General features: G+C 33.8%; 19 protein-coding genes. 6 read left to right on the top strand and 13 right to left on the bottom strand.

Going from position 1 to position 21,984, the window contains the following annotated elements; genetic code table 11:
* Positions 1 to 136: 136 nt before the first annotated feature.
* From FLA105534_RS20560 to FLA105534_RS20545, 4 genes are all read right to left on the bottom strand, one after another.
* Positions 137 to 661, bottom strand: a complete 525-nt coding sequence (locus FLA105534_RS20560; protein ID WP_246253282.1) for a hypothetical protein — start codon at positions 659 to 661, stop codon at positions 137 to 139.
* A gap of 102 nt (positions 662 to 763) precedes the next feature.
* Positions 764 to 1,633 (bottom strand): alpha/beta hydrolase, encoded by an 870-nt coding sequence (locus tag FLA105534_RS20555; protein WP_173967957.1) that lies wholly within the window; start codon positions 1,631 to 1,633, stop codon positions 764 to 766.
* 630 nt (positions 1,634 to 2,263) lie between these two features.
* On the bottom strand, positions 2,264 to 4,300 hold the full coding sequence (locus FLA105534_RS20550) for a M13 family metallopeptidase (protein ID WP_173967956.1): 2,037 nt from the start codon (positions 4,298 to 4,300) through the stop codon (positions 2,264 to 2,266).
* Between the two features lie 236 nt (positions 4,301 to 4,536).
* Positions 4,537 to 5,409, bottom strand: a complete 873-nt coding sequence (locus tag FLA105534_RS20545) for an AraC family transcriptional regulator (protein WP_173967955.1) — start codon at positions 5,407 to 5,409, stop codon at positions 4,537 to 4,539.
* Positions 5,410 to 5,595: 186 nt separating this feature from the next.
* Here FLA105534_RS20545 and FLA105534_RS20540 point away from each other — a divergent pair, with 186 nt between their 5' ends.
* The 3 genes from FLA105534_RS20540 to FLA105534_RS20530 all read left to right on the top strand — a co-directional run bounded on the left by FLA105534_RS20540 (position 5,596) and on the right by FLA105534_RS20530 (position 7,686).
* Entirely contained in the window at positions 5,596 to 6,015 is a 420-nt protein-coding gene (locus FLA105534_RS20540) for a secretion protein (protein ID WP_173967954.1), read from the top strand.
* A gap of 512 nt (positions 6,016 to 6,527) precedes the next feature.
* Positions 6,528 to 6,935: a secretion protein gene (locus tag FLA105534_RS20535; RefSeq protein WP_173967953.1), complete on the top strand. Its 408-nt coding sequence runs from the start codon at positions 6,528 to 6,530 to the stop codon at positions 6,933 to 6,935.
* 364 nt (positions 6,936 to 7,299) lie between these two features.
* Positions 7,300 to 7,686: a secretion protein gene (locus FLA105534_RS20530; protein ID WP_173967952.1), complete on the top strand. Its 387-nt coding sequence runs from the start codon at positions 7,300 to 7,302 to the stop codon at positions 7,684 to 7,686.
* A gap of 150 nt (positions 7,687 to 7,836) precedes the next feature.
* On the opposite strand, the gene FLA105534_RS20525 is transcribed toward FLA105534_RS20530, so the two are convergent.
* From FLA105534_RS20525 to FLA105534_RS20495, 7 genes are all read right to left on the bottom strand, one after another.
* On the bottom strand, positions 7,837 to 8,778 hold the full coding sequence (locus tag FLA105534_RS20525; RefSeq protein ID WP_173967951.1) for a hypothetical protein: 942 nt from the start codon (positions 8,776 to 8,778) through the stop codon (positions 7,837 to 7,839).
* Between the two features lie 6 nt (positions 8,779 to 8,784).
* On the bottom strand, positions 8,785 to 9,690 hold the full coding sequence (locus FLA105534_RS20520; RefSeq protein ID WP_246253281.1) for a DUF6175 family protein: 906 nt from the start codon (positions 9,688 to 9,690) through the stop codon (positions 8,785 to 8,787).
* Positions 9,691 to 9,700: 10 nt separating this feature from the next.
* Complete coding sequence (locus FLA105534_RS20515) at positions 9,701 to 10,171, bottom strand: hypothetical protein (protein ID WP_173967950.1); 471 nt, start codon at positions 10,169 to 10,171, stop codon at positions 9,701 to 9,703.
* 6 nt (positions 10,172 to 10,177) lie between these two features.
* A complete protein-coding gene (locus FLA105534_RS20510; RefSeq protein WP_173967949.1) occupies positions 10,178 to 11,005 on the bottom strand; it encodes a penicillin-binding protein activator LpoB in 828 nt (275 codons plus the stop codon).
* Between the two features lie 4 nt (positions 11,006 to 11,009).
* Entirely contained in the window at positions 11,010 to 11,600 is a 591-nt protein-coding gene (locus FLA105534_RS20505; protein WP_173967948.1) for a hypothetical protein, read from the bottom strand.
* Between the two features lie 227 nt (positions 11,601 to 11,827).
* Positions 11,828 to 12,439: a hypothetical protein gene (locus FLA105534_RS20500; RefSeq protein ID WP_173967947.1), complete on the bottom strand. Its 612-nt coding sequence runs from the start codon at positions 12,437 to 12,439 to the stop codon at positions 11,828 to 11,830.
* A 67-nt stretch (positions 12,440 to 12,506) separates the two neighbouring features.
* Positions 12,507 to 12,971, bottom strand: coding sequence for a type ISP restriction/modification enzyme (locus FLA105534_RS20495; RefSeq protein WP_173967946.1), 465 nt, complete (start codon positions 12,969 to 12,971; stop codon positions 12,507 to 12,509).
* A gap of 294 nt (positions 12,972 to 13,265) precedes the next feature.
* On the opposite strand from FLA105534_RS20495, the gene FLA105534_RS20490 reads away from it, so the two are divergent.
* Entirely contained in the window at positions 13,266 to 13,646 is a 381-nt protein-coding gene (locus FLA105534_RS20490; protein ID WP_173967945.1) for a flagellar motor protein MotB, read from the top strand.
* A gap of 431 nt (positions 13,647 to 14,077) precedes the next feature.
* On the opposite strand, the gene FLA105534_RS20485 is transcribed toward FLA105534_RS20490, so the two are convergent.
* The gene (locus FLA105534_RS20485; protein WP_173967944.1) at positions 14,078 to 15,694 is read right to left on the bottom strand and encodes a T9SS type A sorting domain-containing protein; all 1,617 of its coding nucleotides are present in this window, start codon (positions 15,692 to 15,694) and stop codon (positions 14,078 to 14,080) included.
* Between the two features lie 140 nt (positions 15,695 to 15,834).
* Positions 15,835 to 19,275 (bottom strand): methylmalonyl-CoA mutase family protein, encoded by a 3,441-nt coding sequence (locus FLA105534_RS20480; RefSeq protein WP_173967943.1) that lies wholly within the window; start codon positions 19,273 to 19,275, stop codon positions 15,835 to 15,837.
* Positions 19,276 to 19,577: 302 nt separating this feature from the next.
* Here FLA105534_RS20480 and FLA105534_RS20475 point away from each other — a divergent pair, with 302 nt between their 5' ends.
* Together FLA105534_RS20475 and FLA105534_RS20470 are read left to right on the top strand one after the other, a co-directional pair.
* Positions 19,578 to 21,152: a L,D-transpeptidase family protein gene (locus FLA105534_RS20475; protein WP_173967942.1), complete on the top strand. Its 1,575-nt coding sequence runs from the start codon at positions 19,578 to 19,580 to the stop codon at positions 21,150 to 21,152.
* Between the two features lie 148 nt (positions 21,153 to 21,300).
* Positions 21,301 to 21,720: a cytochrome c oxidase assembly factor Coa1 family protein gene (locus tag FLA105534_RS20470; protein WP_173967941.1), complete on the top strand. Its 420-nt coding sequence runs from the start codon at positions 21,301 to 21,303 to the stop codon at positions 21,718 to 21,720.
* Positions 21,721 to 21,984: the final 264 nt, after the last annotated feature.

Raw genomic sequence — 21,984 nt, 5'->3', positions numbered from 1 at the left:
AAATATAACCAGAACTATTATTTTAAACAAGAAATATCTCGTTAAATAAAATAGATAAAGCAAAAAAAGTCGGAAGATTTTTCTTCCGACCACTTTTAATCTTTCGATCTCCTTTTTTTATATCATACTCTAATGATTAGTTTAGCACCTTAACCTTACTATCATCAATGTTGTATTTTTTAATAACCGCATTATAATCAGAGTAATCGGCTTTATTTACTGATTTACCTGTACTTGAAAATGCTCCCGGCACAATTACAATTCTAAAAGTTTGATTTTTTATAAACTCAGGCGTCAAAGCCAAATCATAACTTCCTCCTGCATAAATAGTAAAATCACTTTTACTAAAATCAAAATCGTAATCAAAATCACCTTTTGATGTATAAACTGTTCTAGGAATTTGCTGCCAAATTGGAGTAGTTGGATTAACTGTTCCTACCAGTCTGTAAATTAAAAGTACATCAGAATCAGAAATCACTGGTGTCAATTTTTCATAGATAGTATAACCATCATCTTTATTAAAGCCAAAATTTACATTTTGAAGTTCAAAAACCTCTGCTTCAGGCCCAGGAATACCTATAGGCCCTTCTGGTCCTTCACAACTTGAAAATCCGATTAGTCCAACGACTGCAACTGCGAAAAGTGTAAGTATCTTTTTCATAATTTTTATGGTATTATTTGTTTTTAGAATATACATATATAAAGGTATCCCAAAAATCAAACCAAAAAAAATATTTCGCACCGTTCTTGTTAGAATTTTCTATTATTTTTTTATAACCTGCTGATTTTTAAGTAGTATTTTATTAAAAAACAATACATGATAAGGCAATGAATTCTCCCAATAATCCCATGTATGTGCTCCCGCACGTTCGGTATAATCGTGATCTACCTTATTATAAACCAATCTTCGGTGCAATTCTCGGTTGGGTTCTATCAAAAAATCATCTACACCACAATCTATAATCAAAGGAAGTTTATTTGTTTTTAGTTTGTCTAACATTCCCATTACCGCATATTGCGCATACATTTCGGAACTGTCGCTTTTATCCCCAAAAACGGGCTGCATTAATTTTACGATCTGTGCCGATGCATCTCTATTAAGCATTACACTCATATCGACCGCACCACTCATGCTACCAGCTGCGCAAAACAAATCCGGATGTTTGGCAGACAAATACAAAGCGCCATGCCCTCCCATAGAAAGACCTGTAATGACTCTTCCGCTTTTGTTGCTTATGGTTCGGTATGTTTTATCTACTTTCTGAATCACTTCCTGAGTGATAAAAGTTTCAAACTGACTTCCTTTATTCACCGGACTGTCCAGATAAAAACTAAACGTTTCTCCTTCGGGCATGACAATAATAATATTGTATTGATCGGATAAATTCTGCACTAATTTTTTATTGGGTGTGTTTTTCAGCCAGTCGCTAAAATGTCCGTAAGCCCCATGCAGTAAATACATCACCGGAAATGCCGATTTACTTTTTGCATACGAATTTGGCAAAACAACCGCGGCTTTGTAGGTTTTGCTCATGGCTGTACTTGCAACTTGTAATGTATCTACTTTTGCCGCATAACTCATTGAAGTAACGCCCAAAAAAACAGCAAATACTAAAATTCTAAAGTTTTTCATATTTAAATTTTTCTGATTAAGGATTGTAAATATAACTTTTTCAAAATGAACCTTATAAAAAACTCCGTCGTTTTTTCGACGCAGAATCAGGGAATTTGTTGTTTTTTTTTATTTAGGTTTGAAAGTTAGTTTTGCCACGAATTTCACAAATTTCCACCAATTAAATGGGCCATAAATTACTCAAAAAATACAGCCACAGATTAATGGATTCTTAGAGATTAAAATATACCTAACACCAGCATTCGCAAATCAAATTTGCGCAATTCGTGTAATTTGCAGCAAAAAAACAGCCACAGATTAACCAGATTCCCACAGAGTAAAAGTATCCTACACTAACATTCGCAAGTTAAGTTTGCGTAATTCGTGGAATTCGTGGAATTCGTGGCAAAAAAACTCAAAATCAAAATCATTCTAATCCCCAAAATCTGTGGCAAAAAAACAGCCACAGATTAACCAGATTCCCACAGATTAAAAATATCCAACATCAACATTCGTAAATCAAATTCGTGGAATTCGTAGAATTCGTGGTAAAAAAAACTCCAAATCAAAATCATTCTAATCCCCAAAATCTGTGGCAAAAAAAAACCACTCGTAGAAACGAATGGCTTTGATATTTAAAAAAGACAAGCATTACCAGATTACTACTCGCAAGCTATCCGGCTGATACATTTTATCTCCTTTTTTGACATTGAATGCCTTATGAAACTCCGGAATATTACTCAACGGCCCGTTAACTCTGAATTGCTCAGGTGCATGTACATCGGTCATAATTTGATTGATTTTTGACTCATTCCTCCTATTGATCATCCAGGAATAAGCGTAGGCTAGAAAATAACGCTGATCAGGAGTTAGTCCGCTGATCTTTTCCTTGTTTTTATATTGAGCTGTTTTTTGAAATGCTTCATACCCCATAATAACACCTCCCAAATCGGCAATATTTTCACCTTGAGTAGCATCTCCGTTTACATTTTTTCCAAGTATGCTGAATTTGTTGTATTGATCTACAATTAATTTTGTCTTGGCTTTAAATTTCTTCAAATCTTCTGCTGTCCACCAATTGTTTAAATTTCCTTTTTCATCGTATTGACTCCCCTGATCGTCAAAACCATGTGTGATCTCATGTCCAAAAAACGAACCTCCAATAATTCCATATAGTATGGCATCGTCCGGCATACGACCTTCGTAACCCGGAACGATAATGTTACAGGCTGGTATTACAATCTCGTTATTACTTGGGTTGTAATAAGCATTGTACGTTTGTGGTTGCATAACCCACTCGTTTCTGTCAACCGGTTTACCATATTTGTTCACCATAAATTTATACTCCCAAACATTGGCTTTCATTACATTTCCGCAGTACGAGTTTCTATCTATTGAAAGCTGGCTCATATCCTTCCATTTATCAGGATACCCTAATTTCATTACCATTTTACTCAACTTATACAATGCTTTTTGTTTGGTAACCTCACTCATCCAGTCTAACTTTTTAATGTGCGAAGCAAATACGTCACGAATATTGTTTCCTATTTCGAGCAGTTTCTCTTTTACACCTTTTGGCATATAATCAGCAACGTATACCTGACCAATTAATTCTCCCAAAGACGAATCGGTTTGTTCTACTACCCTCTTCCAACGTGGTTTTTGAGTCGATACACCGTTTAATACTGTAGAATAGAATTTGAAATTTTGCTTTTCAATAGCCGAATTCAAATAAGGGGAATAACTATTTATAAGATTCCATTTCAAATACGTTTTCCATTCTTCGATCGTATAACTTTTAAGTGTCGAATTTAGGGCTTTAAAAAATTCCGGTTGACCAACAATTACAGAATCAGCTTTGGTCACTCCTAAAATCGGCAGGACTTTCTTCCAATCGATATTGGACGTAAGAGCATTGAACTGATCAATACTTAATTTATTGTAATTTTTGATTGGATCACGTAATTGCTCTAATTTTCGGGATGATTTTGCCAGTTCGGTCTCAAGTTTCAATATTACTGCCGCATTTTTTGCAGCAAGAGATTCTTCTTCACCTGTTAATCGCATCATTGTTTTAAGATGCGCCAAATATGCTGCACGAATTTCAACATTTCGTTTATCAGTATCCAGATAATAATCTCTTTGCCCCATTCCAATACCACCTTGCCCGAAAAACAACGCATACTTGGTGCTGATTTTATCATCCTGTGCAACATAAAATGAAAAACCGGGATCTGCTCCAACCGTTTGCAAATGTGCAATTGTATTGACCAGCCCCGAAACATCTTTAATTTCACTGATCTTTTTAATTTCTGTATTTAACGGAGACAAACCAGCTTTTTCAATCGCAGTGGTATCCATTCCTGAAGCGTAAAAATCACCTATCTTTTGTTTGTTGCTGTCTTTGGCGAGGGATTCGTCTTTTGCCGAGTTTTCGCAGATACTTTTAATTTGCTTATTAATAGTATCCATTACAATTCTCATGATACCATTATTACTATCAGTAGCAGCAATAGGATTTTTTTTAAACCAGCCATTATTAGCATAGTTAAAAAAATCTTCAGCAGGGTTTACCGTGGTATCTCGGTTGGTTAGTAGCGGATCTGAAAATACCGTTTCTTTTTTGCTACAGCTTAAAAAAGCCATTCCAATAAGGAGAAACGCAATTCGTTTTCTAAATAAATTCATGCAGTTATAAAGTTTAGTTGATTGTGTTAAATATATTCTTGCCCTGATTGTTACATTTTAAGCATAACAAACATGTAAATATAAATTTTATAACAACAACCTTTGTCGGCAAATTGACAAAAAAACTACACAACCTGCAGAAACGCCGATTTTATACTCCAAAAAACGCAAAAAAAGTCTTTACTTTTTCTGAATGTTAATACGATGCATCTCAGAAACTTAATAATACATCCTCTTTAGCTAATAATAATTTTATGTTCGAGACGATACTGTGAGGCGCTTTTACCAGTATATTGTTTGAAAGATTTACTAAAGTGACTAAAATTATTGAACCCGCTTTCGTAACACACTTCATTGATACTTATAGGCTTCTCTGCCAATAGTTTTGAAGCGTGCACCAAACGGTATTCGTTTACAAACTCTGTAAATGTTTTATTACAGATCTTTTTAAAGTAACGGCAAAAAGAAGGTGTTGTCATGCTTATCAAACTTGAAACTTCGTCTATCGCAATTGATTCCTGAAAATGGTCCTTCACGTAATTAAAGATTACATTCATACGGTCATTGTCCTGCGTTTGCAATTCTAACGAAAAACCGTCGGCATTCAGCACCATATATTCTTCTGATGAATCTAGCTCATCCAAAATACTCAAAAGGGTCAACAAACGCTCAAATGGAAGTTGATTTTCCATCATTTCGATTCTTTCACCTACCTTTTTCTTCGTTTCTCCACCAAAAGCGATTCCTCCTTTTGACTGACTCAGAACATTTCGGACCTTTCTCATTTCGGGTACGACAAAAAAGTCATTCCCTAAAAATTCAGGTTTAATGTGAATTACAGTCTCATCTTTATTTCCTGTTAGTTCATTTGTAAAACCACAATGTGGCAGGTTTGCCCCTATCAAAAGCAAACTACCATTGGTATAATAAGAAACATGGCTCCCTATTTGTCTTTTCCCTGCCCCCCCATTTATGTAAACCAACTCAATTTCGGGATGGTAATGCCATATATGTGCCTTGCTGTTGGTTTTCTCAGCATGTTTGGTATAGGTAAAGGAGCTTCCGTAAGAATTAGATATCACTTCAAGAGCTGGGGCAATAGTCTTCATGATAGAGTCTTTAAAAAATAATAGCAAATTTAACAAAAACACCTAACATAATTTACTTTTTAACCTATAACGGTTTCGTAAATGAGAATACAGCACATAAATTGGCCAATAGAGTTGTGCAAAAAAAACTGTTATAGAAGTAATTTAGCATCAGAGAAATGAGTTAATCATTTAAAACTAAAAGCTATGAAAAAGATTTTAAAATTAAGTTTTGTCTGTGTAGTCCTTTTAACCGGGTTGAGTACTTATGCAATTGATGGAAATGAAAACGGTAACAACGATTTCAACCTTCATGTATTAAAAGCTAATGGAAAGCTAATTACGTTTGCTCTAAACCAGGTACACAAAGCAAGTTTGAGTATTTATGACAAAAGCGGTTCTTTACTTTATACTGAAAACGCTTCAGGTAAGGATGGAATTTTAAGAACTTTTAGTTTAGAAGAATTTCCGGAAGGAACTTATTTCTTAGAAGTTGAAGACAGTGTTAAAAAAGTGAGACATGAAATTACGATAACCGATGACAAATCAGTATTATCTTCTAAAGCAGTTTCATCTACATATAAAGCAGATTTCTCTGCTCAAAATTCAAACGTAGCAGTACGTTAAAAAAGTTTATACTCGCATAAAGTATAAAAATGAGGTTAGATAGTTAGTAAAGTAAAAACGTGATTGTTTTAAAACAGCTCTTTGTGGTTATTGAGCTGTTTTTTTTTGCTTATAACTTAATCGTTTAACCGCAAGGTGCGCAAGGTTTTTTTATTTATATTTCTTACACAAACGCAAAGTTCGCAAAGCTAATTATTGATAAAGCCTTGCGAACTTTACGGTTACTACAAACAATCTTTGATAGAAAACCTTGCGCACCTTGCAGGTAAATTCTTAAACATGATTTTTGTAAGAAATAGAGACAAAACCACATTACCTTAACTTTTTCAAAACATTAAACCATAACAACATAATTAACAATAACCTTAAACAAAATTCAAAATTTAACCTATAACGGTTTCGTAAATGAGAATATAGCACATAAATAAGAAAATAGAGTTGTGAGAAAATTAGCATCTCCGAAGTAATTTAGCATCAGAGAATTAGAACTATTAATCTAAAAAACAAAAGTCATGAAAAAGATTTTAAAATTAAGTTTAGTATGTGCAGTGCTTTTTACAGGAATGAGTACGTATGCAATTGACGGAAATGAAGATTTTAATCTTCATGTATTAAAAGCCAACGGAAAGCTGATTACGTTTGCCCTTAACAAAGTGCAAAAAGCTAACCTCGCCATTTATGATAAAGACGGTAGTTTACTTTATTCTGAAAATGCTTCAGGTAAAGATGGAATTTTGAGAACTTTTAATCTGGAAGAACTTCCTGAAGGAACTTACTTCTTAGAGGTTGAGGATAGTATAAAAAAAGTAAGACATGAAATTACAATTACCGATGCTGCCACAGTATTGTCAAGAAAAGCAATTTCATCCAGTTATAAAGCAGGTTTTTCTGCTAAAAAAACAAGCGTAGCAGTACGTTAAAAAAGTTTATACTGAGTCAGTATAAAAGTGAATTTATCTAGTTAGTAAAATAATACGTTTTAAACAGCTCTTTATCGTTATTGAGCTGTTTTTTTATGTCCATTTCCGATCACAAACAACTGATCTCTATAATTTTAGAAAAATATTCTTAATAATTATAAAAAGGTCGTTTTTACACTATTAAAAAAATAGCAAATAAAAACAACCGTCATCCCAGTAAATACGTATATAGTTCGTATAAAACACAGAAACATCTTTAATTCAGCAATTTAAGTACAGAAAAAAGTAAGTTTTTTGCATAAAATTAAATTTCTATTTGTAGTTTTACACGTTCCAAAAAGAGTAATAAACAATTAAAAAAGACATGACAAATTTAACGAAGGTGGGCTTAGTTGTTGCCGTATTTTTAACAACAATTTTTACGTATGCAATTGATGGAAAAGGGGATTATATTTTGAATATAAAAACCGGAAATGGAAAAGTAGTTAGTTTTACTTTAAACTCCGTTGAGAAATCAGTTTTTACTATCTATGATGAAAACAAAAATTTGGTGTACACAGGAGAAACTGTAGCAAACGAATTAGAGGTTTCAAAAACTTTAAGTTTAGAGGCATATCCTGCCGGAACTTATATTCTGGAAGTAAAAGAAAATGGTAAAGTTGCCAAACATGAAATTACGGTTTCTGCTAAAAAATCAAAAACTGTTAAGATGGACGAATCAGTGAATAAAAGCCCTGCTTTCCGTCGCTAATTGTTTTTTACTTGAAATTGAAAAGCATCAGCGTGGCTGATGCTTTTTTTTTTACCTATTCCGATTCACAGATCAGCTTCAAATAAATTAAAACTTTGAGTATTAAAATCACGTTTTTTCGCAAAAGAGTTTAAGCCAACTAGCTCATTTCTACTTCACAATTAATGTGTAATTAATATCCGATGTTTGACTTTTGTAATAAGAAACAGCAATATCTTTAATTGCATTTACTCTTTGTTTTTCTAAACTTACTTCGTCATTGTATTGTTTCATTTGAAAATCCCATTGTTTTTTCTCCTCAGCATTAACTTTTGTTTCAACAGTTTTTGCAATAGTTTGCGACTCTTTAAAACAAGGAGAAGATGGATCTATGTCAGATAAAATATTCAATGCATCAACATAATTGTTTGCTGCGATTGTGTTTCTTGCTAATTGTATTTGCTTAGCACAATTCTTTTTTTGAAAACCTTTATAGGCTTCAATTGCTTTAACCTGAACTTGACTATAACAGCTCACAGCATCTGGAATTGACATTAGCAACCCCAAAGCTTCTTCAAACTGCTGTGTTTTTACATATGCATCAGATTTTTTAATAAGATCTGAACATTTTGTTTCATAATATTTAAAAATCTTCGTTTTACTTTCATCAATAAACTTCTTGTAGCCTGGGTCATTTACTGCAATTTTTGTAATTGCATTTGTGATTGCCAATTCTTTACTACTTCCGCTACCTTTGATTGCTTTACTAATTGTTGAGAACAAAATATTGCTATCTACTTGTTTAACGAATAAACTTAATTCAATAGAAACAACAGTTATATTTTGCATTCCGCCTTCAACAACGTTAGTTTCATTAATCGCAAATTTTGGATAAATAACAAAATTATTATTATAACCTGAATCTGATAAGCCAGAAGCTGTCACAATTTGAGAAATTTTTGTGTCTAATTTTGAAAGTTGAGAATCACTTAAGTCCTCCATATATTCAGGAACCACTACCGAAAGAGAAATTTTCCCTATATCTTTACTTGTTTGTGCTTTCGACATAAAGGAAAAAAGTGAAACTATTATTATAAAATAAATGTTTTTCATCTCTATTTATTTAATTGTAATGTAAATTGTACTGCTTTTAATATCCTTTGCCGGTTGCAAGCCTAATCCTTTGAAGAATTTAAAAAGTTCAAGTGCAAATTTGTTTGGATTGTAATTATTACCCGTTGCCTGATCTTTTAATGGAATCTTTACATCGTCAAGGATCATTTTTAAATCTGTTGTACCTTGAATGTGGTAATTATTCTTAAATGCATTCTTCTCCATCCAAGCTTCAATTTGGTCTGATAACGGAAGTCCGTCAGAACCAATTTCTGAAGTCATATTGTGCTGAGAACCTGCATCAAAACTAATGTCTACAATTACAGATTTACCATTGTTTACAATATCTGTAAATTTGGTCTGCATTACATTTAAGAAATCCTGAATACAACTTTCAACAGCTTTCGAAGCCAATTTGTTGTAATCTTCGGTATAAAATCTTCCGCTTTCACCAACTTTATTGGCCAATGAATTTCCAGTTGAAGCTTCATAACCTGTCAAAATTAATTTAACTGAATTTCCTGAACCCGACTGATCAATTATAACTTCTGCCTGAACATAAACATCAGCTCCGGACATTTGAATAATTTGTGATTTGATATCGGTTTGACTATCAGACGTAAAAACGTGATTGTCTTTAGCTGCCTTTAATTTTGCAATAAAATCTACAGTTGTAAATCCTCTACTATCAAAACCTTCTTTAATTTTTGTTATCGCAATTCTTTTATTTGGATCTTCTTCCAGAACAGTTCGCAAATCTTCTCCTTCTCTTGTGTAAGGAATTACCATTATTTTAGGCTGAACTGTTACAACTTGTCCGCCGCTATTTGTTGCAGCATTTTGACTAAATGCAAAATTTGTAACGCAAAACGTTACAAATAAAACAATGTACTGTATACATTTATATTTCATAAATTTTATTTTAAAATCCAAACTTGCGGATTATGTTGTTTTGTTCAAGGTCAGTTCGCAATGCCAGCAGATTCACTTTAACATCTAAAGTTTGACTCTTTACACCACCATTTTGTCTGGCAAAATCTCCCACAGGAATACTCGACATAATGAAAGTTTTATATCTTTTTTGAGTATAAAACTGATCAAAATATTCTTTGTGTTTTTCTATTTCTTCTGATTCATTACTTCCAATTAAAGCACTTTTTTGCTCCGATTCCGGAAGCCCTCTAAAAAGCAATACATTGATCGCATTTTTTTCGGCTTCGCTAATAGCATCTTGCTGCTTTTTGCCACTACCAATTGCTCGCATAGTAATTGTTCCTGCATTTCCTGAAACATAATTAACCTGGGGCGTTGGAAGCTTTTTTTGACCAAAGCTATAATTTACCGAAAGTAAAACCAGAATAATTAAAGCACCTATTCTTTTTTGTAGTAACATACACTGTTATTTTACGATTAGTTTACAAGTTAACTTTTCAGCAGCATTAAATCTTGCTAAAATTTCTTTTCCGCCATCAGAAACACTGCATTCAGAAAAATCACTTCCTGCAATTTTTACCACTTTTAGTTCTCCAATTTGCGACGGATAAGGCTTACCATCAATTAATTCGTTTTTTTCAACGATTAATTTATCACCTTCTTTAAATCCAAATTCTTTACCACCTGAAATTAAGACCGTAGCAGCAGCTTCTTTTTTTGTAGCAAGGATTTTACTAATTTTAGTAGTTAATGGAAATGTCTTGATGAAGTACGCACTCAACTTAGGCTCAATAGATTTTAAAGCCTCGTTTACAGCGCTTTCCGGTGATAGCATTAGCGGACTAACATCAGTTTGAAAGCTTTCAGCTTCTGTTGTTTTTCCGGTCTCTACTTCGTTAACTTTTAGAGTAAAAGCAACACTAGATTTATAGCCATTTACACTACCATCTGTATTTTTCATTGCATACACACTCATTTTTAGAATATTTCCAACAATGATATTTTCAGCTGCTAAGGCTGCATCTTGTTTTGCAGTGTTTTTACTATCAAGAAAAGCTTCTGTTTTTTGTAATTCCAATTCATCTTTTACTCTGTCGTAACTTGTTCTGTCAACAACGGTAAAACGTTTTGAATTAGTAACAACCTGAACTACTTTTTCAGCAACTGCACCCGAATATTTAGAATTTACCTCTGAAGTAAATTCAGCAACGCCTAAAACTGGTTTTACTGCTGCCTGTGAATAGCCTGTTAAGCCATTCACAAACAGTAATAAAAGAAAAATTAAATTTCTCATATAATTAATAGTTACCTGATGATTTTAAAGTCGAAATTAAATTATTTACAACTTTTAAGTTTAAGTTTAATTCTGGTAAAACTAAAGCCAATACATCTTTTGAATAACCTAATGATTTTGCACCTTTAGGAGCTTGCATCATTCCGGCACTTTTTAAATCAGATGAAGCTGTTGCAATAGTTGCTGATGCATCAGATACTGTTTTTATTTGTGTCGCAATATTTAATCCCAAAGCACTAAGTTCATCTAAAGTAGGTTTTTTAACAGTTACATCTGCAACACCATCAACAGACTCACCAACTGTTCTTTTGTACATTTCAGGAATTAATACATTAATTTCCTTTGTAGAAGTTAACATTTGTGTTGAATTTGATGCAAGCCCGTCAATACTTGAGATACCTGAAGTTTTAGGTTCAGTCAATTTTTCAAGCTTAGCTTTACGATCTTCTGCATCTTTTGATTTCATCTCTGACTTTAAAACTTCACGTTCTGCTTTTAATTCATCTTTTGTTTTTGCTTGCGCAAGAACACTCTGTTGCATTACTAAAGTTAAACCAAGACACATAACCGCTTTGTAAACCAATTTTGTAAACATATTTTTATTTTTTGTTTTGTTTCCCTACTCTTTAGGATTTTCAGTTACTCCTCGTTTATTTAAGTGGTCTCTCAACTCCACTTTTATTTCTGCTAAAATAAATTTAATCTTTGGGATCATCTTACGGTTTTCCACATTCTGCCCATTTAATTTTAATTTTATTTATACAATCGGAGTTTACTTGGGTATAAAGCAATGTAGAGCCCAGTTTTCTGTCGCAAATTGTTTTACTTAAAGTTAAATTTAAACTCTTTATTAGTTGGTAAACTACTGTCATTCCATTCTAGTTCAATGCACTTTGAAGCATGTTCTTTCGTACCAGTAAAGCAATCCAGTAAAATTGCCGAACCACCATCTTTCACAGCTTCTTTCACCATTTTAAAAGCAAACTCAGCTCCGGCAGGATCTTGCCCAACCAAATCAAATACAATATCTTTTGTTTTAGATAACGCCGCATACAAACACAAAAGCCTCCTTGGAGTTCCGGCAAGCGTACTCACTTTTGTTTTACTGGTAATCCATTCAATTTCGAATATTTTTTTTGAAAACGGATCGTCCAGATTTGCATTTTTTCTCAAATATTCTCCAACAGTTGTAGGGTAAAAACGACTCCTAAAGTTTGATTCTTTAAAATGCTCAACAAAGGTCATCTTTCTATGCAAAGTCACATTTTCATTTTTTGTGGTGCCGCAAAAAATATCTTTAAGAAACATCTCTGTCTCATAAAAACATCCTCCATTAAAAAGAAACAAAAGAATTTCTTCTCCTTCGTGTAAAACAAAAGGTGGTACATAATAAGTATCTGTTTTAATTCCTTTATTTTCTAATACAATTTTCATTATAACTTCAAAATTTACTTTCCCTTGAAAATTAAAAAAGCATCAACCGATGCTTTTTTCTAATTTATTACTTTTTTTTATCTCGTAATTCCTTCCCTATTTGAACTAATTTCCAAAATACAGCAGCCTCTTGTGGTATGGGATTTTTTAGTTCAGTTACTTTTAAATCTTTTCTATAAAATGACGAATGCAAAATAGCATAACTCAAATCTAAAACATCAATTGCTGTGAAGCTTTGTTTAAACTCAGGTCGTAATTCCTGACTGTGCGCGAAACAAACATTTCCGGTTTCTTTCTCATCAATAAACATCAAGCCACAACAATTGGCAATAAATTGAAATGTTTCTGAATTTAATACAATACGATTACTATCTGATTTTTGAAAAAGCATCCCCAATGTAAAATAGCTTTGACTACTCTCTAACGAAGTTTTTAAAATAAGTTCTTCCAGCTCAGCAATAACAGAATTTCCCAATCTATTTTCTTCAATACAGAAATCATTTATTTTACTTAAATAGTCTTCAATTCTCATACTGCCGTTCTCTAAATCTGTATAAAGTTAGTTTTCTTTTAGCGCAACTAAAATAATTACAATTCTTAAACGTTTTTACATCCATAAGAAATTATTTACCAGACAAGTATTTACTATTGTTTTCGACTCCAATTTTATCGATAAAATCAAAAAAAGATCGCCAAAATACATCTTATATTACTGATTTAGATATATTTGCAAAAACACAATCAGCTAACATTAAATAAATCCTTTGCTTTTAAATTGTTCAAAAAAAATAATAAAAATATCAAGTCCCCATTTAAATCCATTTTCATGAAAGAAAAACTAGCTATTGTAATGCTACTGACTCTGTTTTCTATTCGTGTTTCTGCTCAGGATGAAAAGTTTTATCAAACCAATAAGGTAAGCGACAAATACGTTTATGTTGATGTGATGAAAACCTACGAAAGGGTTGCCGCAAAAGGCTACAAATCTGTAGATTTATTTCAAAAATTAGGAAACTCCTCTTATGCCAAGTGTAATATGGACAAAGCCGCAAAATGGTACCGCGAGCTTTTTGCCCTTACCACCGATTTAGAACCCGAATATTACTACCGCTATGCAGAATCACTGCGATCGATTTCCCTATATCAAGAAGCCGACGCTCTTATTGAAAAATTAAAAACAAAAGTTCCTGTAAAAAAGAAAGCTTAACTCACTAAAATAACCACAATATTATCATTCCGGCGAAGGAGACTCAAGTGATAGCGAATAGGTGAAGCAAATCACACTCGCTCCTCGCTAGCACGAGCGTCCCGCTCGTGCGCATCGACTTAATTTTAATTTGTTTTATAAACTTTGGGTTCACGAGCGGGACGCTCGCCCTAGCGGGGGGAAAGTTCTAACGCCAAAATCTCGCAAAGGCGCTAAATCGCAAAGTTTTTACGTAATCTTGTCATTTCGACGTAAGGAGAAATCTTCGCAAGTAGCTCCGTAACGAAAATTCAATCTTTGTCAAGCTTCTCGTGAGGATTTCTCCTTTTAGTCGAGATAGCAAACTGGGGAAGATAGACTTTGAGTTCAAGAACGGGATGCTAACACTAGCAGGGGGGCACGAGCGGGACGCTCGCGCTAGCATGGAGATTTTAATTTTTTATTATTTTTTTTGAAATTACAGTTCCTTTAACCTTAGCCTTCAAAATATAAGTTCCCTGATTTAACCTAGACACATCTATTTTATCAGTAGCAAAATCAGTCTTACCACTTACTACCTTTCCATTTAAATCAAAAATCTGAACATTTTCAACTTCATTTTTATATTCATCCTGTATGTTTACAAAGTCAGTTGCGGGATTTGGATAAAATACCAGAGATGACCCACTTTCTATTAATGGAATACTTAAGTTATTAGAGTATTTCCAAAGTTTACCATCCTTAGAATAATACAAATAATTATTAAATTCAAAAGGTAATCGAGCATTATCTAGGTTACTTATACTTTCTAAAGTTTTCACATCCAAATCATATATCCAACCTTTTCTATTGTTAATTTTATCTCTCCCCGCACGAATAAAATATTGATTTTCATTAAACTTTAGCATTGAGACCAGATTAATTGAAAGAGCTATAGAGGATTCTTCTAAATCATTTGCTCCCGCTAATTCTCCTATACTAGAAACTACATTATCACTTAAGTTTAAAGAAACTAACTCCGTTCCTCCATTTGCGTTTGAAGTTGTAAAAGTTATGGAATTACCTGTTCTGGTTAAACTTGATGCTAAAAAATATTTATCGATTTTTTTCTCATAAACTGAAACAATTGTATTGTTTAATGTATCAAACCTAAGTATACTTATATTTCCTATAGTATTTGCAAATGATTTCTGAGTAACAAACATTAAATACAAGCTATTATTTACAGCTATGACATCATCATAGTAAACCAATCCCCCTAATAAAGGATTTCTTACTGTGGCAACATTTTTTGTGTTTTCTACGGTTCCATCAGTTTCAAATAAAAAATGCCTACTTGCAAAATAAAGTTTATTATTATACTCTATAAACTGAGTTAAAATACTAGAACCTCCCGAACCGCCAACCATTCCTGAGCCATTACCATCTAATTCTTCAGTTATGGGAAAGGTCCCTTCAGAGGTTCCGTCACTTCGCCATACTCTTGTATTGTTTGTCCCGGCTGGCTGAATTGAAAACATAAACAAATTGCTACATTTCCCTTCAAAACTAGGATCATTCCATGTAGGTGAGATTTCTTTAACCAATACAGTCCCTAATTCTGTTCCATCTGTTTTCCAAATACTCGTTTTACCATCTCCTTTTGCTATTATAAAATAAATTACATTACCTACTACTGTTAGCGTTGTAACTTTCCCATTAAGAAAATTTGTAACTTTTATGGTCCCCTCAATAGTTCCGTTAGTTTTCCATAATTCCCCCGCTGAAGTCTCATCAGATGCAATATAATACAAGGTATTATTCAAAATAGCAGATCCGCTTTTTAATGTCGAAATCTTATCATTTCGGCTGTGTGTATCTTTGAAAAAAAAGGTATTTTCCGAAGTTCCGTCACTTTTCCATAAAGCTCTTCCATTATTTGTATCATATCCTTCAAAATAGATTTTTCCATTAAATTTTTCGAAAAATTGAGGGCTAGTATTGTCAGGAGAAAAATTATAAATTTCTTGTTGTGCATTTGCTTCAATAAATAAAAGCGTAAAAAAAACTAAGAGTAATTTTCTTTTCATAGGATTTTAATAGTATAAATTTAATTAGACAATAGCTTGAAAAATTAGTACGTAAATATATATTAATAATTAAAAAGTAGTAAAAAAAATAGAGGATTAATTAAAAAACTAATCCTCTATTTTATTGATTCTCAAAATAGCTACATGTTCCTTCTATACTGCCCGCCTACTTCAAACAAGGCTGAAGTAATCTGACCCAGCGAACAAACTTTTGTAGCTTCCATTAAATGAGCGAATAAGTTTTCGTTTTTAATGGCGGCTTCTTGTAGCTTACTTAAATGCTCGTTTACTTTTGCTTCGTGGAACTGGCGTAAGTTATCGAGCATCGTAATCTGATATTGTTTTTCTTCTTCGGTAGCGCGTATTACTTCCGCCGGAATTACTGTTGGAGATCCTTTTGAACTCAGGAAGGTGTTTACCCCCACAATTGGGAAATCTCCGTTGTGTTTTAGGGTTTCGTAATACAAACTTTCTTCCTGAATTTTAGAACGTTGGTACATGGTTTCCATAGCTCCCAAAACTCCACCACGCTCTGTAATGCGGTCGAATTCCTGTAAAACGGCAGCTTCTACCAAATCGGTTAATTCTTCGATGATAAACGATCCCTGGATTGGATTTTCGTTTTTCGCCAGACCTAATTCTTTATTGATAATCAACTGAATCGCCATTGCTCTGCGCACTGATTCTTCGGTTGGTGTGGTAATCGCTTCGTCGTAAGCATTAGTGTGCAATGAATTACAGTTGTCGTAAATCGCATACAAAGCCTGCAATGTCGTTCTGATATCGTTGAAATCAATTTCCTGTGCGTGTAATGAACGCCCGGAAGTTTGAATATGATATTTTAGCATTTGCGCTCTTTCATTGGCTCCGTATTTGTTTTTCATGGCTTTTGCCCAAATTTTACGTGCCACACGTCCGATTACTGAATACTCAGGATCTACTCCATTCGAGAAGAAGAACGATAAGTTTGGTCCAAAATCGTTGATGTTCATACCACGGCTTAAGTAATATTCCACGTAAGTGAAACCATTCGAAAGCGTAAAGGCCAACTGTGTAATTGGGTTTGCTCCTGCCTCGGCAATATGATATCCTGAAATCGAAACGGAGTAAAAATTACGAACGTTTTGTGTAATAAAATATTCCTGAACGTCACCCATTAATCGCAAGGCAAATTCGGTAGAGAAAATACAGGTGTTTTGTGCCTGATCTTCTTTCAAAATATCGGCCTGAACGGTTCCACGAACTTGCGATAAGGTTTTTACTTTGATATCGTTATAAACGTCCAAAGGCAAAACCTGATCTCCGGTAACCCCCAAAAGCATTAATCCCAAACCGTTGTTTCCTTCCGGTAAATCGCCTTGGTATTTCGGACGTTCTGTTCCTTTTTCCTTATATATTTTGTTGATTTTGGCTTCAACTTCTTTCTCTAAATCATTGGCTTTGATGTAATATTCGCATTGCTGATCAATCGCTGCGTTCATAAAGAAACCTAACAACATTGGCGCTGGTCCGTTGATGGTCATACTCACCGAGGTTAAAGCATGAACCAAATCGAAACCTGAATACAGTTTCTTAGCATCGTCAAGACAACAAATAGAAACTCCGGCATTACCGATTTTTCCATAAATATCAGGACGAATATCCGGATCGTTTCCATACAAAGTCACACTATCAAAGGCAGTCGAAAGTCGTTTTGCCGGCAATCCTGCACTCACATAATGAAAACGTTTGTTGGTTCTTTCCGGTCCGCCCTCTCCTGCAAACATTCTTGACGGATCTTCGCCTTCACGTTTAAACGGGTACAATCCTGACGCAAACGGAAATTCTCCCGGAACGTTTTCTTGTAAATTCCAACGTAATACATCTCCCCAGGCTTCGTACTTAGGTAAAGCAATTTTTGGAATTTGCAAATGCGACAAACTTTCTGAATGTGTAGCGATTTTAATTTCTTTATCTCGTACTTTAAAGCTGTACACCGGATTTTTATATTTGGCTACTTTTTCGTCCCAATTCAAAATAATTTCCCAGTTGTATGGATCTAAATCCATTTTTACCTTATCAAACTGATTGAGTAACAGGTTTAAAAAGATTCTGTTTTCGTCATGTGCTTCCGTAGCGCTTGGTAAAACAGTCGAATCATCGATTCCTGCTTTATTAATTTGCGGAACTTTCCCTGAAACCGTTTCTATGGTTTTAAAGATCCCGTATAATTTTTGTGCTACTTTTTGTTGCAAAAGAGCACTTTCGTCATAAGATCGGTTGTTCTCTGCAATTTCTGATAAATAACGGGTTCTGTGTGGTGGAATCACGAAAATTTTCTCGCTCATTTCCTTCGTAATCTGAAAAGTAGATTTCAACTCCGATTGTGTTTTCTCTACAATCTTGTCCATGATCGCTTTATAAAGCGTGTTCATTCCCGGATCGTTAAACTGAGAAGCGATGGTTCCGAAAACCGGCATTTCATCCGGATTTTTATCCCATAAATTATGATTGCGCTGGTACTGCTTTTTAACGTCACGAATGGCGTCTAATGCCCCTCTTTTGTCAAACTTGTTCAAAGCGACCAAATCGGCAAAATCAAGCATGTCGATTTTCTCCAATTGTGTTGCTGCTCCAAACTCTGGTGTCATTACATATAAGGACACATCAGAGTGGTCCATAATCTCGGTATCTGATTGTCCGATTCCTGAAGTTTCAAGAATGATCAAATCGTATTTTGCTGCTTTTAAAACCTGAATGGCCTCAGCAACATATTTAGACAATGCCAAATTCGACTGACGTGTCGCCAGCGAACGCATATACACACGAGGATTGTTAATGGCATTCATACGGATTCTGTCTCCCAATAATGCTCCTCCTGTTTTTCTTTTTGACGGATCGACAGAAATCAATCCGATTGTTTTCTCAGGAAAATCAATTAAAAAGCGACGAACCAGTTCATCTACCAAAGAAGATTTTCCGGCTCCACCTGTTCCGGTAATTCCAAGAACCGGAATTTTAGAATCGGTATTGCTTTCGTGAATCTGATCAAAAACAGGTTTTGCGATTTCAGGAAAGTTTTCTGCTGCCGAAATCAAACGTGCAATTGCTGTTGGAATTTTATTTTCGATATGATCGATTTCTCCGTTTAACTGATCTCCAATTGGATAATCGGAACGTTGCACCAAATCATTAATCATTCCTTGTAAACCTAAAGAACGACCATCATCCGGAGAATAAATTCTCGTGATACCATACTCGTGTAATTCTGAAATTTCGCTTGGAAGGATTACTCCGCCTCCGCCTCCAAAAATTTTAATGTGTCCTGCTCCTTTTTCTTTCAGCAAGTCATACATGTATTTAAAATATTCATTATGTCCTCCCTGATACGATGTCATCGCAATCGCATTCGCGTCTTCCTGAATAGCAGTATTTACCACTTCCTCGACACTACGGTCGTGCCCAAGGTGAATGACCTCAACTCCGGTTGACTGAATAATACGACGCATAATGTTTATCGCTGCATCATGTCCGTCAAAAAGAGACGCTGCGGTTACAATTCTTACTTTATTTTTAGGAATATATGGTATTTGTTGTTCCATTTTATGAATATGATAATTTTAAGGGAGCAATTTACAAAATATTACAACATTTGATCATGCTAATATCTTTTTGTTAACAAAAAAAAGAATCTTTTTTCTTTTAGAGGGGTAACAATTTGAAAACTAAGTTGATTTATCCTATATAAGTCTTATAAAAAGGTTAACAACATGGAAATCTTGAAATATTTAAACAAAATACAAGAACCTGTAAATCAACATTGTAAAGTAATTTAGTAGTATAGAAAAACCCCAAATTTTTACCTAAAACTACCTACAAAAGTAACACCGTAAAAATTTAAAAAATGAAAACATTATATCCACTCAGCCTAATTATAGTTCTAAGTTTTTTTGTTTCGTCTTTTGCCAAAACTGATCATAAGAACGTTTTTTATAAAAAAACTTCAACTTTCGCGCCCGTTTACAAGAATTTAGGTTCTGATAATGTAAACGAAATTTCAAATGACTTCTTTAAAAGATATTCTGATTTGAAAAAATATAAGTCTGACGTCATGTCATTATACAAAAACAGAACTCCGGGAACTATTTGGTTTGATGAAGATGCCATCAATGAGTTTGGTTCTGCATTATATCAAAAAACTAAAAAAACGAATGATTTGGTTGTTCCTTATCAAAAAGAAATCGATGCTCTTTTTTCTTCTTCAGCAACAAAGCTGTCTAAAACAGATGCAGATATGCTTTTGAGTTCTCTATATATTGCTTACGCCAAAAAAAGTAATGCAGATGCCGGAAAAAAAATGTCGTATGATGCTATGCTGAAAGATTTTTTAAATTACAGTACAATCGAAGAAGCCACTACTTCGACCACTGAAAATATTAAAGTAACCTATGATCAATATTATAAATTACAGGACGTTCTGAAAAAATATAAAAAACTAGACCGTTCTAATAAATGGAAGCCTATTGTTCCGGAAGAAACACCTTATAAAGATTTACGTCCGGATGCTGTTTCAAATACTATCTCCCAAGTCCGAACCCGTTTATACTTATTTGGGGATTTAAAAAAGGATTCTAAAAGTAACGTTTACGACCGTGAATTAATGGATGCGGTAATGAAATATAAAGTTCGTAACGGTTTCAAACCTAACTATATTTTAGCAGAAGAACATATTAAAGAAATGAATGTTCCTCTTGCTGATAAAATGGAGACCCTAAAACTTAACATGGAGAGATGTCGCATTATTTCGGATCAAATGGCCGGTTGCGATGAGTATGTTTTAGTCAACGTTCCTTCGTACGAATTGATTTATGTAAAAAATGGGAAGGTGCAACTGTCTTCGAGTGTCTTTGTTGGAGCACCATTAACAAAAACAACCATTTTTAATGGCGAAATTGAGAAAATCGTTTTTAGCCCTTATTGGACCGTTCCGCAAAGTATTGTAAACAATGAGTTGAAAAGTAAAATCGCTGAGGATAAAAATTATCTTGCCAAACATAATATGGAAATAGTAAATGGTCAGGTAAGACAAAAACCAGGTCCTGAAAACTCATTAGGATTAGTAAAATTTATGTTTCCGAACCCTGATGACATCTATATGCATGATACTCCATCTAAAACTTTATTCGATTTTGAAAAAAAAACGTTCAGCCATGGTTGTATAAACATAAAAATGGCTAAAGAATTAGCTGCTGCCATGCTTAAAGATTATCCTGAATGGACTCCCGATAAAATAGATAAAGCTATGGCGGGTAAAACAGAAAACAGTTTTAAACTAACTAAAAAAGTACCTATTTATATTACATATTTTACTTCGCTAGTCAATGAAAATGGAGAAATTGGTTTCTTTCAGGATGTTTATGAGCGAGATGGTGAATTAAACAAAACGGTTTCTCCTCAGACGGGAGTAGTATCTAAGTAAAATTTAACCAATTAGCTAGTTCTCTTCATCAAAAGATCTGTAATTGAAGCTGTAATTTTTAATAGGGTAATTTTAGATTTGAATTTAGAGTTTGGAAGAATAATAGTATCTTTAATCATTCAAACTCAAATCTAAAATTACCCTTTTTATGGAAGACGATTATACTGAAGTTAGAAAAAGCTGGTGGGACAGAAACTGGAAATGGTTTGTACCAACAGGATGTTTGAGCCTTTTAGTCCTTTTTGGTTTGTTTCTTACCGGACTTTTCTTTGGAATAACTTCTATGCTCAAAGAATCTGATTCTTATAAAGCTGCCATGAACGAAGCACAGCATAACACCATAGTACTGGAGAAATTGGGCAGCCCAATTGAAGATAACGGAATTGCCTCAGGCAGTGTTAATTCAACTAATAGCATAGAACATTGCAACTTACAAATTCCAATACGAGGTTCTAAAAGCAGAGGAACTTTATTTGTGGTGGGTACCAAAAACGGAACCTGGAAATACGATGAAATGAGTCTTTATGTTGAAGACACTAAAGAAAAAATTGATTTACTAAAAAAATAAAAAATACGATCTACACTATACTTTTATCCCAATTTTACCCCATTAAATGTAAATATCAGAAAATTGATTTAACACATAGAAACATAGAATTTAGGTGTAAAAGAGAAGGAAAAAAGAAATACATTTCTTTCACATAGCAGGTTATATGTATTTAAATGAAGTGAAACGCCTTTTTTGCGGACGGAGTACCTATGTCACTATGTGTTAAAATGAATTACACTTAACAGATCTGAGTTACTAAATTGTTTCAAAATAATCCCTAAG

The organism is Flavobacterium collinsii, from assembly GCF_902804485.1.
Lineage (GTDB): Bacteria > Bacteroidota > Bacteroidia > Flavobacteriales > Flavobacteriaceae > Flavobacterium > Flavobacterium collinsii.
The sequence above is the reverse complement of the archived record's forward strand: the minus strand, read 5'-3'. Positions and strand labels throughout refer to the sequence as shown.

Bases quoted from the DNA above. Each gene is read 5' to 3' on its own strand.
- FLA105534_RS20550 (WP_173967956.1), bottom strand. From the start codon at position 4,300: ATGAATTTATTTAGAAAACGAATTGCGTTTCTCCTTATTGGAATGGCT.
- FLA105534_RS20485 (WP_173967944.1), bottom strand. From the start codon at position 15,694: ATGAAAAGAAAATTACTCTTAGTTTTTTTTACGCTTTTATTTATTGAA.
- FLA105534_RS20530 (WP_173967952.1), top strand. From the start codon at position 7,300: ATGACAAATTTAACGAAGGTGGGCTTAGTTGTTGCCGTATTTTTAACA.
- FLA105534_RS20545 (WP_173967955.1), bottom strand. From the start codon at position 5,409: ATGAAGACTATTGCCCCAGCTCTTGAAGTGATATCTAATTCTTACGGA.
- FLA105534_RS20505 (WP_173967948.1), bottom strand. From the start codon at position 11,600: ATGTTTACAAAATTGGTTTACAAAGCGGTTATGTGTCTTGGTTTAACT.
- FLA105534_RS20525 (WP_173967951.1), bottom strand. From the start codon at position 8,778: ATGAAAAACATTTATTTTATAATAATAGTTTCACTTTTTTCCTTTATG.
- FLA105534_RS20560 (WP_246253282.1), bottom strand. From the start codon at position 661: ATGAAAAAGATACTTACACTTTTCGCAGTTGCAGTCGTTGGACTAATC.
- FLA105534_RS20520 (WP_246253281.1), bottom strand. From the start codon at position 9,690: ATGAAATATAAATGTATACAGTACATTGTTTTATTTGTAACGTTTTGC.
- FLA105534_RS20500 (WP_173967947.1), bottom strand. From the start codon at position 12,439: ATGAAAATTGTATTAGAAAATAAAGGAATTAAAACAGATACTTATTAT.
- FLA105534_RS20540 (WP_173967954.1), top strand. From the start codon at position 5,596: ATGAAAAAGATTTTAAAATTAAGTTTTGTCTGTGTAGTCCTTTTAACC.
- FLA105534_RS20495 (WP_173967946.1), bottom strand. From the start codon at position 12,971: ATGAGAATTGAAGACTATTTAAGTAAAATAAATGATTTCTGTATTGAA.
- FLA105534_RS20470 (WP_173967941.1), top strand. From the start codon at position 21,301: ATGGAAGACGATTATACTGAAGTTAGAAAAAGCTGGTGGGACAGAAAC.
- FLA105534_RS20490 (WP_173967945.1), top strand. From the start codon at position 13,266: ATGAAAGAAAAACTAGCTATTGTAATGCTACTGACTCTGTTTTCTATT.
- FLA105534_RS20475 (WP_173967942.1), top strand. From the start codon at position 19,578: ATGAAAACATTATATCCACTCAGCCTAATTATAGTTCTAAGTTTTTTT.
- FLA105534_RS20555 (WP_173967957.1), bottom strand. From the start codon at position 1,633: ATGAAAAACTTTAGAATTTTAGTATTTGCTGTTTTTTTGGGCGTTACT.
- FLA105534_RS20515 (WP_173967950.1), bottom strand. From the start codon at position 10,171: ATGTTACTACAAAAAAGAATAGGTGCTTTAATTATTCTGGTTTTACTT.
- FLA105534_RS20535 (WP_173967953.1), top strand. From the start codon at position 6,528: ATGAAAAAGATTTTAAAATTAAGTTTAGTATGTGCAGTGCTTTTTACA.
- FLA105534_RS20480 (WP_173967943.1), bottom strand. From the start codon at position 19,275: ATGGAACAACAAATACCATATATTCCTAAAAATAAAGTAAGAATTGTA.
- FLA105534_RS20510 (WP_173967949.1), bottom strand. From the start codon at position 11,005: ATGAGAAATTTAATTTTTCTTTTATTACTGTTTGTGAATGGCTTAACA.